The 12914-nt window shown below is 40.2% G+C and carries 10 protein-coding genes; 9 read left to right on the top strand and 1 reads right to left on the bottom strand.

Annotated features, from left to right (window positions below):
* Nucleotides 1-10 precede the first annotated feature (10 nt).
* The 5 genes from IGM13_RS12925 to lrgB all read left to right on the top strand — a co-directional run bounded on the left by IGM13_RS12925 (nt 11) and on the right by lrgB (nt 4650).
* The gene (locus IGM13_RS12925; protein WP_002375473.1) at nt 11-829 is read left to right on the top strand and encodes a MetQ/NlpA family ABC transporter substrate-binding protein; all 819 of its coding nucleotides are present in this window, start codon (nt 11-13) and stop codon (nt 827-829) included.
* A 91-nt stretch (nt 830-920) separates the two neighbouring features.
* On the top strand, nt 921-2690 hold the full coding sequence (locus IGM13_RS12920) for a sensor histidine kinase (RefSeq protein WP_010715482.1): 1770 nt from the start codon (nt 921-923) through the stop codon (nt 2688-2690).
* Entirely contained in the window at nt 2671-3399 is a 729-nt protein-coding gene (locus IGM13_RS12915; protein WP_002408379.1) for a LytR/AlgR family response regulator transcription factor, read from the top strand. The genes IGM13_RS12920 and IGM13_RS12915 overlap by 20 nt, the downstream gene beginning before the upstream one ends.
* A gap of 151 nt (nt 3400-3550) precedes the next feature.
* Nucleotides 3551-3970 (top strand): antiholin-like murein hydrolase modulator LrgA, encoded by a 420-nt coding sequence (gene lrgA / locus IGM13_RS12910; RefSeq protein ID WP_002354829.1) that lies wholly within the window; start codon nt 3551-3553, stop codon nt 3968-3970.
* The gene (gene lrgB, locus IGM13_RS12905; RefSeq protein WP_002354830.1) at nt 3967-4650 is read left to right on the top strand and encodes an antiholin-like protein LrgB; all 684 of its coding nucleotides are present in this window, start codon (nt 3967-3969) and stop codon (nt 4648-4650) included. The genes lrgA and lrgB overlap by 4 nt, the downstream gene beginning before the upstream one ends.
* 211 nt (nt 4651-4861) lie before the next feature.
* Here lrgB and IGM13_RS12900 read toward each other — a convergent pair whose 3' ends face one another.
* A complete protein-coding gene (locus IGM13_RS12900) occupies nt 4862-5407 on the bottom strand; it encodes a cysteine hydrolase family protein (protein ID WP_002419637.1) in 546 nt (181 codons plus the stop codon).
* Between the two features lie 165 nt (nt 5408-5572).
* On the opposite strand from IGM13_RS12900, the gene IGM13_RS12895 reads away from it, so the two are divergent.
* From IGM13_RS12895 to IGM13_RS12880, 4 genes are all read left to right on the top strand, one after another.
* Nucleotides 5573-6586 (top strand): alpha/beta hydrolase, encoded by a 1014-nt coding sequence (locus tag IGM13_RS12895; RefSeq protein ID WP_002383190.1) that lies wholly within the window; start codon nt 5573-5575, stop codon nt 6584-6586.
* A 367-nt stretch (nt 6587-6953) separates the two neighbouring features.
* The gene (locus IGM13_RS12890; protein WP_048945190.1) at nt 6954-11813 is read left to right on the top strand and encodes a hypothetical protein; all 4860 of its coding nucleotides are present in this window, start codon (nt 6954-6956) and stop codon (nt 11811-11813) included.
* 19 nt (nt 11814-11832) lie between these two features.
* The gene (locus IGM13_RS12885) at nt 11833-12222 is read left to right on the top strand and encodes an LPXTG cell wall anchor domain-containing protein (protein ID WP_002365408.1); all 390 of its coding nucleotides are present in this window, start codon (nt 11833-11835) and stop codon (nt 12220-12222) included.
* Entirely contained in the window at nt 12179-12913 is a 735-nt protein-coding gene (locus IGM13_RS12880) for a WxL domain-containing protein (protein WP_002354838.1), read from the top strand. The genes IGM13_RS12885 and IGM13_RS12880 overlap by 44 nt, the downstream gene beginning before the upstream one ends.
* The last annotated feature ends 1 nt before the right edge of the window (nt 12914 follow it).

Genomic DNA, 12914 nt, shown 5'->3' with positions numbered 1-12914 from the left:
GGACAAAAGAATGAAGAAGTTTTATTTAGCAACATTCGCTGTTATTGCAACAGTTATTTTAGCTGCCTGTGGGGGAAATAAACAAGCAGACCAGAAAGAAGACAAGGAGATTACCGTTGCCGTGCAATTGGAATCTTCAAAAGATATCTTGGAGATTGCCAAGAAAGAAGCTGAGAAAAAAGGGTACAAAATTAACATTATGGAAGTGAGCGACAATGTTGCCTACAACGATGCCGTGCAACATGACGAAGCGGATGCCAATTTTGCCCAACATGAACCATTTATGGAAATGTTTAACAAAGAGAAAAAAGCTGATTTAGTGGCTGTGCAACCGATTTATTATTTTGCTGGTGGTTTCTATTCAAAAGAATACCAAGATGCGAAAGATTTACCTGAAAATGCCAAAGTGGGGATTCCTAGCGATCCAACCAATGAAGGCCGTGCTTTAGCAATTTTAAATGCAAACGGCGTGATTAAATTAAAAGAAGGTGTCGGCTTTAACGGCACGGTGGCAGATGTCGTGGAAAATCCTAAAAACATTACTTTTGAAAGCATTGATTTACTGAATTTAGCTAAAGCCTATGATGAAAAAGACATTGCTATGGTGTTCTGCTACCCAGCCTACTTAGAACCTGCTGGTTTAACAACGAAAGATGCGATCTTGTTAGAAGATGAAGAAGCAAGTAAACATTACGCATTACAAGTTGTGACACGTAAAGGCGAAAAAGATAGCGAAAAGATCAAGGTTTTAAAAGAAGCGATGACAACAAAAGAAGTTGCTGAATACATCAAGAAAAATTCTAAAGGTGCCAATATTCCTGCGTTTTAATGAATAGAAAAAATGAAGCCTCTTTTTTGAGAAGCTTCATTTTTTTCTTTTCCTTGATTTATAGTATAGTTAATAGGAAGGAGGTGCCGGTGTGGTCGAATTATTTATTTTAATGATGGAACGGGTGGGCTTAATTATTTTACTGGCCTTTCTTTTAGTGAATGTGCCTTATTTTAAGCGTGTTTTATTAAGTCGTGAAAAAATGTCTTCAAAAGTTCAGTTGATTTTGATTTTTGGTTTATTTGCTATTATTTCTAATTTTACAGGTATCGAAATCGCTAAGAATCAGATTGTTCCCAATAATTTACTAACCTATTTAAGCAGCAATGCTTCCATTGCGAATACGCGTACGTTAGTAATTGGCGTTTCTGGATTAGTAGGTGGTCCGATTGTCGGCAGTACGGTTGGTTTAATTGCTGGCTTTCATCGGGTTATTCAAGGCGGGGGGCATAGTTTCTTTTATGTGCCTGCTTCTTTAATTGTTGGCTTAATTGCCGGTTTTTTAGGGAGCCGCATGGCAAAGCAAACCGTTTTTCCGTCTGCCGGCTTTTCTGCCATTGTCGGAGCGTGTATGGAAATGATTCAGATGATTTTTATTTTCTTTTTCAGCGGTGATCTAGCGGATGGGGCCACGTTGGTTCGTTTTATTGCGCTGCCGATGATTTTGTTAAATAGCGTAGGAACGTTTATTTTTATGTCGATTCTAACAACGACATTGAAACAAGAAGAGCAGGCCAAAGCGGTTCAGACGCACGATGTTTTGGAATTAGCAGCGGAAACACTGCCATATTTTCGAGAAGGCCTCAATAAAAATTCCAGCAAAAAAGTTGCGGAGATTATTAAGCATTATACAAAAGTCAGTGCGATTAGCATGACAAACAGTCATCAAATTTTAGCTCATGTTGGCGCAGGAAGCGACCATCATATTCCAGAGCTAGAAGTCATCACGGAGCTTTCTCGGGAAGTGTTACGGACGGGCCAAATGACCATCGCGCATGCAAAAGAAGAAGTTGGTTGTTCGGACCCTAATTGTCCGTTGCAAGCGGCGATTGTGATTCCATTATTTTCCCATCAGCAAATTGTTGGCACCTTAAAAATGTACTTTACGGATCCAGCGCAGTTAACGCATGTCGAGGAGCAGCTAGCAGAAGGTCTTGGGACAATTTTTTCTTCACAAATTGAATTAGGTGAAGCGGAAGTACAATCAAAATTACTTAAAGAAGCTGAAATTAAATCCTTGCAAGCGCAAGTGAACCCGCATTTCTTCTTTAATGCCATCAATACTATTTCCGCATTAATGCGGAAAGACAGTGAAAAAGCGCGGAAACTATTGCTCCAATTAAGTAAATACTTTCGAGGCAACTTGCAAGGAGCCGTGCAAACTACAATCCCAGTTTCACAAGAACTAGAACAAGTAAAAGCCTATTTGTCATTAGAACAAGCACGGTTTCCAAATCGTTATCAAGTAACATTTGACGTGGAAGAAGCGGTTGCTTCAGAAAAAGTACCGCCGTATGCGATTCAGGTGTTAGTGGAAAATACCATCAAGCATGCATTTGGCAGCCGGAAGGAGAACAATCAAGTCCGGGTAGTGGTCAAAGCAAAACAACACAAATTACATGTGGATGTGTATGACAATGGGCAAGGGATTCCCGAAGAACGCCGCTTGTTATTAGGAAAGACGACAGTGGCTTCGGAAAAAGGCACCGGCACGGCACTGGAAAACTTGTCCCGCAGAATGGCGAACCTTTATGGATCAGAAGGTTGTTTTTTAATTGAAAATTTAGAAACAGGCGGGAGCCATGTTCATTTAGAAATCCCGATGGAACAGGAGGAATTAGATGCACGTATTAATCGTTGATGATGAGCCCTTAGCACGAGAAGAATTGAGCTATCTTGTTTCCCAACATCCGCAAGTGACGAGCGTTGCAGAAGCGGATTCTGTGGCGGAGGCAATGGAAGAGATGATGGATCAAAAGCCAGATTTGTTATTTTTAGATATTCATTTGACCGATGAAAGCGGGTTTGATTTAGCGGAAAAATTAACCCATCTTAAAAAAGCGCCCTACTTGGTCTTTGCAACCGCCTATGATCAATATGCGTTAAAGGCCTTTCAAGTGAATGCAAAAGATTATATTTTGAAACCTTTTGAAGAAGAAAAAATAACACAAGTCATTGAAAAAGCATCGAAAGAAATGGCTCAAGCTGTCCCAGAAAATACTGCTGAAAAAGGACCGAAATCTGAAGCAATACCTATTCAAGGGGAAGACCGCATTTATCTTGTGGCGCCAGAAGATATTTACCTCGTTTCTGTCGAAGAACGGCAACTGAGCATTTTTGTAGATCAACAGGTCTACAAGATGACAGGGACCCTCAACAGTATTGAACAAAAATTACCTGCCGCGCTCTTTATTAAAACGCACCGAAGTTTCATCTTGAATCGAACAAAAATTCAAGAAATCCAGCCGTGGTTTAATAACACGTTGCAAGTAATTTTAACCAACGGCTCAAAAGTACCTGTTAGCCGTTCATACGTCAAAGAATTTAAAGAAAAACTTGGCTTAAGTTAAAAAATCACCACTTGAAATGTCGAATGCATTTCAAGTGGTGATTTTTGCATTTGGTGAAGAAATTCTGGCATTTCATGAAAAAAAGCCCTTAAAAAAACGTTTTCTTTATATACTTAACCCATAGAAAACAGACAAAAGGGAGCGAAGAAGCATGGAAAAGAAAGTATATTCATTTTTACAACAAGCAGCAGTTTTTGCCATTATTATGTTAATCGCCAACGGCTTGGCGTTCATTTCTCCAATACCAATGCCTGCTTCAGTAATTGGCATGGTGTTATTGTTCATTGGTTTATGTACAAAAGTTGTTAAATTGGAGCAAGTGGAAGGGCTAGGTAATAGCTTATCAACGGTTATTACATTTTTATTTGTTCCTTCAGGGATTTCCTTAGTTAATTCTTTAGGGATTATGCAACAATTTGGCGTTCAAATTGTTTTTGTTATTTTAGTAGCGACACTAGCGTTACTAGCAACGACTGGTTGGACGGGCGCCTTTTTATTGCATATGAAAGATGCTCGAAAAGAAAAAGAACCCGCAGCAACGAAGAAAGCGAAAGGAGAGGTTCGCGCATGAATCCGTATGTTGGCATTATTATTTCATTAGCTGTATTTGGCATAGGTACTTGGTTGTTTAAAAAAAGTAAAGGTTTCTTCTTATTTACGCCATTATTCGTTGCGATGATTTTAGGCGTTGTCGTTTTAAAAGTAACAGGAATTAGTTACGAGCAATACAATGAAGGTGGCAAATATATCAGCTTCTTTCTAGAGCCTGCGACAGTAGCGTTTGCGATTCCTTTATATAAAAAGAGAGACGTGTTGAAAAAATATTGGTTAGAAATTTTAACGGCGTTAACAATTGGTTCTTTTGGTTCGCTAGTGGCTGTTTATTTTGCAGGAAAAGTGATTGGCATGGATAATCATTTAGTGGCCTCAATCTTACCACAAGCAGCTACAACAGCGATTGCCGTACCTATTTCTCAAACTGTTGGCGGCATTGCTTCTATTACGGCGTTTACCGTAATCTTCAATGGTGTACTAACCTATGCCTTGGGTCGAATTGCATTGAAATGGTTTAAGATTAACAATCCAATCGCCAAAGGTTTAGCTTTAGGTGCGGCCGGACATGCCCTAGGTGTGGCAGTTGGCATGGAAATGGGTGAAACAGAGGCTGCTATGGCTAGTATTTCTGTCGTAGTGGTTGGTGTAGTTACTGTTTTAGTGGTTCCTTTCTTTGCAACGGTCATTGGTCTATAAAAAGTGGGCTTCCCCACTTTTTATGAGTAGCTAATTTCTATCAACTAACAGTCTCTGCTTATTCTGTGAATGCTAGTTATCACTAATCCGCAGGCTCGGAGTTAAAATGAGTGTAAAAAAGCCAACCTTATCCATAGTAAGGTTGGCTTTTGTGTTGTTTACAGGATTTTTTGAATATAGATAGGGCGCACGGAAGGATTGACTAGTCTTTTTATAGAATGGTTGCTCCTAAAGTTTGTTTAAAGTGGCGTAACGCCCATTCGTGTCCTTGTTCATCAAAACTAGCAACGGCGCGTTCAGGAATCATTAATTGATAGCCTAAATTATAGGCATCGACAGCCGTATGCAACACGCAAATATCTGTACAAACACCAGTTAAACAAAGCTCTGTAATTCCTCGTTCTCGTAACCGAATGTCCAAATCCGTGCCACTAAAAGCAGAATAGTGCCGTTTGTCCATCCAATAAACGCTTGCCTCATTTTTGTGAGCTTGATAAAAATCAGCTAGCGAGCCAAACAGATTACGCCCGTCAGTTCCTAAGACATTGTGGGGCGGGAAAAGTTTGTTTTCAGGATGATAGTGATCTAGGGGATCATGCCCATCAATGGCAAAAACCACAAAATCGCCATTGTCAAAATAGTGCTTTGTTTGTTGAACAAGGGCCGTTTCAATGGCTTGTCCAGCGGCACCAGTGGTTAGTTTTCCGTCTGTGGCGACAAAATCATTCGTATAATCAATGGAAATCAGAGCTTTCATTTGGCAACCTCCTAAAGGTTAAAGTCATTTTGTTCATTTTACAGCTTTTAAGAAAGCATTTCAAATGATAAAAGTACATCAAATTCTAAAAAAGCTGTTTCAAAATAAACGCTTTGGCTAAAAAACATGCTATAATTTTGCTACAAATTAAAGCAGGTGAATAGAGTGAAAAGAAAAATCGTACGTTTTATCCTTTGGTTGTTAGGAATCCTTGTGGTTATTTGCTTAGGTGTGTTTCTCGCCTTTCAATTATCCCCTAAGCCAGGCGCTTGGGTCATCAACCAGTTATTCGCAGGCGAAGTTGAAATAAAAGATTCAGCTTCCTATGATAAAGCATTGCCCAATGTCCAATTGCAAGAAAATCAAACATACCCTTCTTCAAGAAAAAAGAATACCTTTGATTTGTATTATCCCCAAGCGTCAAAACAAGCGGTACCAGTCGTTTTATGGGTCCATGGTGGTGGCTATGTGGGAGGAGATAAGTCTGGGATGAAAGAGTTTGCGACACGTTTAGTGGCTGATTCCTCAGTTGCCTTTATTTCAATGAATTATGAATTAGCACCAGACGCACCTTATCCAAGCCAGCTCCAGCAGGTCGATGAACTTGTTCAATTTTTATTAGAAAAGAAACAAGCGTATCCCATGTTAGATTTATCTAAGCTTTTTATTGGCGGGGACAGTGCGGGTGCCCAGATTGCTCTACAATATGCAACAGTTCAAACCAATACCAACTATGCCAAAGAATTAGGTATGACTGCAGCGTTGCCAGCTAACCATTTAAAAGGTACACTCTCGTATTGTGGTCCGGTGGATTTGAAACAAATGGCCAACCAACAAAGTGATAATCGTTTTATGAAATTTTTCGTTAAAACAGTGGCTTGGTCCTTGCTCGGCACTAAAGACTGGCAGACGAGTGCAGAACTGCAAGAAGTGAGTTTAGTGGATAAAGTCACCAAAGAATTTCCCCCGACGTATCTAACAGATGGCAATAGTTTTTCATTCCAAGAGCAAGGACTAGCCTTGGTTCAGCGGTTAAAAACTTTAAATGTTCCAGTTTCAGCTCTCTTTTTCAAAGATAAGAAAGCAACGATCACCCACGAATATCAATTCGACTATCAAACAAAAGAAGCTAAACAATGTTACCAAGAAACAGTCCAGTTTGTGAATACGTATAAATAAACAGAGGCCTTAGAAATATTTCTAAGGCCTCTGTTTATTTATTTTTGTCATTTTTTTAGCTGGGAAATATGTATAAATTAAACAAAAATGTTTATTTAATGATGTTTACATGAGAAAAAATCCGTGCTATACTACGAACTCGTTTGTTAATTTTAATGTTAAAAAACAACGTTTTTGTTATTTTTGTGAACAAATTAACATTTCATCTTACAGAAAATAGCAAAAAATTCGTTTAGTTAACAAAAAGAAAATTAAAAAATAAATTTTTTTTTTGAAATTAAGAAAATATCTTTAAAAAAATCAGAAGAAAACTTCGTATACTTGAGCCATAGGTTGGTTGTGGAAAGTTTACTTCGAGGGAGGAGTGATGAAGTTAATGAAAAAGAAAATCGCTGTTTTATTGGCAACTTGTTTACTTGTACAACCGTTTTTATCTGTTTCAGCGTGGGCGATTGAAGAGGAGCAACAAACGGAACGTACGCAGACACAGCCAAAAACAGCAGAAACCAGTACAAGTGAAGCAACAAAAGAAAGCAGCGCACATTCTACAGAACAGTCATCAATGACGGAATCTAGTGCTATCACAGAAAAAGTAACCACCTCTTCCACAGAAACAAAACCAAGCGAAGAGCAGAAGCAAATCACCTTGACCTTTGAAACAACGGATCAAGCTTTGTTTCTAAATGATGCCAAAAGTTATCAAGTGGTAAAAGAAAAAAATCAGCCACTTCGGACAGAAGAATTACCAAAATGGGCGAATAGTGAGGAAAATGCGACTTTCGTTGGCTGGTCTTATCAAGGAAAAACATATACAAATGAAGAACTTCTTCAATTAGAGTTTTCAGAAGATACACAACTTACGGCTGTCTTTAAACAGAAACTGACACGCATGGCCAGAGCTATCTCAGTTGATCAGTCCATTGCGGACACAATTGCTCCTGCAGATAAAACAAAAGTGATTGTTGTGCCAAGTCCAGCAGGAGATGGAGCAGCGTACAAAGAATATGCATCGACAGAGGCTGGTTTGAAAGAAGCCTTGTTTGATTTGTATCAACAGGGAAACAATGGCGATTTCACTCTTTATATAGGAAACAATATTACGACGAGTGCGGCGACCACCGCTAAAGTGATTCCTGACACGGTTACGGCAAGTAATATGACTTTTTACGCCTTGCAAGGCAAGGTCAATCATTTAGTGATTACTGGAAACAGTGCGGATCCGATTAGTATGGATCAAACGGCGCCAACGGGTTCTAAGACGTTAGGATTTAATCAAAATATCTTTTTTGGCTCAAACATTACTTTGAGAAATCTAAACTATACAGGTACGAATATGTATTTAAATGGTTACAGTTTGAACTTGAATGGCGGCTCTAGTGGAAACGGTCTGACCGTATACGGTGGAACGGATACAGGAGATGTTTCAGGAAACCCAACTTTAACAGTAAATAGTACAGGTACAGGGACATGGAATTTCTATGGCGGAAACCAAAATGGTGGTAATTTAGCTGGAAATCCTACGATTGTTATTAACAATACACGGAGCGGACTAAATACATTAAGTGGGGGCGCCAATATTGGGACAGTGACTGGGAATACTTCATTGGTTGTCAATGATTCTGGTGGCAGAATTGCTTCAATTTATGGGGGCGGTTATGGAACCAACGCAACCAACACAGCGAATGTTACTGGTAACGTCTCAACAAAGGTTGCAATTACGAATGCTGCTACAGGTTTCCAACTAAGTACGTATTATGGCGGTGTTCAATACGGAAATATTGGTGGAAAAGTAACAAACGATATTTCTGGATATGGCCGTTGGTATACAGCGGGTCAACGTTTTATTGGTGGCTCTTCCCGCGGCGATATAGGAACGAATCGTGCGACTGATGGAATTACTACAAATTTAAATACACAGTTGTATAGTGCGGGTCGTGCAGATTTTGAAGGAGGCAACCAATATTCTGGAACGATCATCGGAAATATTACGAATGTGGTTACAGCAGGAACGAATACCGCTGGTGGTATTAATGATTTTAACGGCGGTGCTGGTAACAATGTTTCGAAATTTAACAAGAGTCAAATTGGGGCCTCAAATGAAGCAACGTATGATGCTTATACACCACAGCAAAGAGCAGAATTAGCCAAATCGGCAGCAGCTTTTAAAGTTTTCGGAAATATTTCTTCTAAATTAGTCAGCGGTTCGTTTAATAATGGTGCAATTTATTCAACTGCAGCTGGTCGCGGCGGCTATATTGAAGGAAATACAACAATTGAAGTGGGAACAGCGAATGGTGATGGGTCTTTAGGTGGCGATGGTATGGCTTATTCAGGCGCAAAACCGACAAGCTTAGATTATTCAACGACCAATAAAAGTCGTGGGTATAATTCAGGTTGGGATATTGTTGGTGGCGGCGGCTATCCTGCTAGTAATGATACTTGGGATATCTATATAAAAGGAGATACTAAGACTGTTTTAAATAATACCATTGCTCGCTGGACATATGGTGGCTCTTTTTCAGGTGTTGTTGAAGGCAATACTTCTAACACATTGAATGGCGGGATTGCTGACACATTAGAAGGAACAGGCTATCAAGCAGCTCGAGTTTATGGAAACGGTCAAACAATTGTTAATAATGGCCAAGTCGATTGGTTTCTTTCAGGCGGTGGCTGGAATGATGCCAAAAATGTTGGGAATGTCGGCGTAACGGTTTATGAAGGAGTAATTAATGCTTCGATGGGCGCTTCTTATGGAGCAAGCGGTGGCCATACAATTACTGGTAATTCAGACAATCGCATCTACGGAGGAAATTTCTCAGGAACTCCTCGGACAGGCGCGAACGGTTTTTCAGGTGGTATTACCAATGCGGGCTCACTTCTTGGAAATGCCAAACTCTTAATTGATTTAAGAAACTACAACGGAGAGTTTAAGTTGCCTGGTAATACCTACATTACTGGTGGTCGGCCCTATGGTCAAAATACGACACTAGGAACGGATGAATCAAACACAATTACTTTAAATATTTTCACTAAAACAGGTGTGGAATCTCTAAATGGGGCCAGCATTTACGGTGATGGTGGAACCAATGCTGCGTATACCAAGAACGGCAAGATTACAATGAATATTCAAGCAGCGGGTTCTAGTATTGGAAATTTATATGCAACACAGTATTCCAATATCAGTGGCGGAAAAATTTTACGTGATGTTACCGCAAATGTTCAAGGTGCAGTTAGTATTAACGGTTTATCCGGTGGTTCATCAACAGATAATTTTACTAATGCAATTGTGAATGCTAGTTCAAATAAAGTGGCCTTTAACTTTGGGACTAACGTTGACGGCACCAATAACTATCAAACAGAACCACTAAATGCGACAGGCTTAGGCGTTGTCAACTTTACGGAATTGAATGTCACCAATGGCATTAAATTAATGGCTAATGGTGGGAACATCAAAAATGGCGTTTCTGCTACTGCCGCGAACCACAGTACGACTTACAATGAATTCGGATCAATTCATCTATCTAAAAACGCTGGAATTGGGATCACCAACACAGCCAATTTAATTTCAGCTAGCAAACTAACGGTTCAGGATCATGCAACATTAGAAACAATTCCTGGTACAGGTAAGGTAAACATTGCGGATTTTGAAGCCGTCGATCCAACAAAAGATGAACTTTTATGGATTAAACCAACGACAGATACAACTGCTTTGGTGGATAGCACAGGGACTTGGTTTGGAAATGTCAAAGCCTATCAGGTCTTAACGATTAATCCAACGGTCAATAATGCTACAAAACTTACGCCAACAACGTTTCATGGGATTGAAAAAGCGACTGGAAAAACATTTATTGGCGATAACGATGTGACCAAGGGTGCCAATGGCTATGGGATAGCAATTCCTGGCTCTATCATCGATTATGAAGTGGAAAACCCTGGAATTGTGGCAGGTGCAGGTACTATTTCTCATGATGTAAAAGAGGTCAAAGCTGGCAATGCGCCGTTAACCTTACAAGCGTGGGGCACCGAAGTAGCTGGACAAAAAGTTCAAAAAGGACGTTTGATGATTCCGACCTCAAGTACTTTAACACCAACCCTAAGCTTCCTTCCTGACGAAGTAACAGGTTCTTGGTTGCACCAAGGAACGGTTAAATCTAGTGAAGTTGGGAGCACGATAGAGCAAATTCCAGAGCAGAAAGATACCACCCCGCTTTCATGGAAAGCAACGAATACGAACTACAGTTATCAGGTAAAAGTTCAATTTTCAAATAAAGTGGAACTTTCAGGGCAATCGGTGATTGTCACAGAAGATGAGGCAGCGCAACTAACGACTGTCGATAAAGTAATAGAAATGCTTGGCGCAAAAGGTCGGCCGTTTTTCAAAACCTCATTAAAAGAGACGGATTTACCACAAATCCAAGCGCCGTTAGCAGAAAAAACTGTATCGCGGACACATGATATTCAATTAGAAGCAGGGACGTCAGGAGATAATTTGCAAAACAAAACGGTTCATTTAGTTGTTGTGAAAAATGAAAGTGTCCTTGCCAAAGATCGTTCGTTTGCCTTGTATGCGACAAGTGCGCATTTGAAATTAAAAGAAGCAAATGGCTTAACGAATTCAGACGAGTTGGCACAATGGACACAAGCAACGGTGATTTTCGCAGATGGTCGGGCCAATCAAACACCAAGTCTTGATGCCGCAACCTTCCAAGCCATTCAGCAAGCGAAACCAGAAGAATTAGCCAAAACAGTGCCAGCCAATTATCAATTTACAGAAGCTGGTGAAACGTTAAATAAAAAAATCAATGTGTCTATTTCAGGTGAATTAACGTTAGAAAAAGTACCTAAAACAATTGATTTTGGCAAACAAAAAATTTCTGCCAAGCCAGAAGTTTACTGGCCAACTCTTTCAGATGATTTAGTCGTTCAAGACACACGCGGGACAGAAAGTACGCCTTGGAAACTGAATGTTCAGGTAACGAATCCCTTAACGAACGGCACAGATCAATTGGAAGATTTGTCATTGGTTACAGACAAAGGAGAATTTTTACTCAATAAAGGAGATACGGTTGTTACAGAAAATGAAGGCTCCGGTTCAGGTAGTTATACAATTAACCAAGGTTGGGGTGCGGCAAACCAACGGGGACTTAAACTATCTGTGCCAGTCGAGAAACAAAAAGTTGGCGAATTCAAAGGGACATTGTCATGGTCATTAGTCATGGCACCATAACAAGGAGGAGAGAAGTGAGATGAAAAAATACCTTTTGCTTAGTTGTTTTTTAGGTCTTTTCAGCTTCTGTCATTCAGACACTGCGTTTGGGGAAGCAGCTTATGAAAATAGTGGTGTTGTCTCCTTTTATGGAACGTATGAATATCCCACAGAAGAGTCGACAACAGCGACTAGTAATTCTTCCACAACGACCGAACCCACCAAACCAGCTGACGGAGGCGCTTCATCCGTCCTTTCTTCTGGCGTATATGGGTCGCGACAAGGAAGATTACCAGCGACAGGTACCACCAATCAAGGACCATTTATTTATTTGGGAATCAGCCTTATCACTATAGGCATATTATTTATTAAAAGGAGAAGAGAAGATGAAAAAAACAGTATTAGCAGTAGTAGGGATTGTAGGATTTAGCGGTGTCCTAGCGACACAACAAGCATTTGCGGAAGATATTAACGTGAACTATACAAGTAATGGTGCCATTACATTTGAACCAGATACAGATCCAACGAAGCCAGTTAATCCAACCAATCCAGATGAAAAAGTTGAACCAGAAGATCCAACTGACCCAACTGGACCAAAACCAGGGACTGCAGGCCCCTTATCAATTGACTATGCTTCAAGCTTTCAATTTGGCGCCCAAAAAATCACTTCCGACACGAAAGATTATTACGCACAAATTCAAACATTTAAAGATGGAACAACAGGTCCAAACTATGTTCAGGTAACGGATAAACGTGGGACACAAGAAGGCTGGACGTTAAGCGCTGTACAAAATGCGCAATTCAAAACAGCCCAAAATGAAGAATTAGTGGGGGCCGCTTTATCGATTGCCAATGCAGGTGTGACATCGATTGTTGATGCCGCATACGCGCCAACACCAACAGCAGCACATACCTTTGTTCCTGGAACAGAAGTAGAATTAGTCAAAGCAGAAGATGGCAAAGGAATGGGGACTTGGGTCTATCGTTTTGGGAAAGATGCGACAGAAGGTGCTACTGCCGTGAAATTAAATGTCCCAGGTAAAGCGATTAAATTAGCAAAAGAATATCGTACGACCTTAACATGGACATTGAAATCTGTACCAACGAATGTTGGAGGCTAAG

Origin of the sequence: Enterococcus sp. DIV0561, from assembly GCF_050539875.1 — a bacterium.
Lineage (GTDB): Bacteria > Bacillota > Bacilli > Lactobacillales > Enterococcaceae > Enterococcus > Enterococcus faecalis.
The sequence above is the reverse complement of the archived record's forward strand: the minus strand, read 5'-3'. Positions and strand labels throughout refer to the sequence as shown.

What these genes read in the sequence shown, in the direction of transcription:
- IGM13_RS12915 (WP_002408379.1), top strand. Translation starts at nt 2,671, where the DNA reads ATGCACGTATTAATCGTTGATGATGAGCCCTTAGCACGAGAAGAATTG.
- lrgA (WP_002354829.1), top strand. Translation starts at nt 3,551, where the DNA reads ATGGAAAAGAAAGTATATTCATTTTTACAACAAGCAGCAGTTTTTGCC.
- IGM13_RS12890 (WP_048945190.1), top strand. Translation starts at nt 6,954, where the DNA reads ATGAAGTTAATGAAAAAGAAAATCGCTGTTTTATTGGCAACTTGTTTA.
- IGM13_RS12885 (WP_002365408.1), top strand. Translation starts at nt 11,833, where the DNA reads ATGAAAAAATACCTTTTGCTTAGTTGTTTTTTAGGTCTTTTCAGCTTC.
- lrgB (WP_002354830.1), top strand. Translation starts at nt 3,967, where the DNA reads ATGAATCCGTATGTTGGCATTATTATTTCATTAGCTGTATTTGGCATA.
- IGM13_RS12900 (WP_002419637.1), bottom strand. Translation starts at nt 5,407, where the DNA reads ATGAAAGCTCTGATTTCCATTGATTATACGAATGATTTTGTCGCCACA.
- IGM13_RS12880 (WP_002354838.1), top strand. Translation starts at nt 12,179, where the DNA reads ATGAAAAAAACAGTATTAGCAGTAGTAGGGATTGTAGGATTTAGCGGT.
- IGM13_RS12925 (WP_002375473.1), top strand. Translation starts at nt 11, where the DNA reads ATGAAGAAGTTTTATTTAGCAACATTCGCTGTTATTGCAACAGTTATT.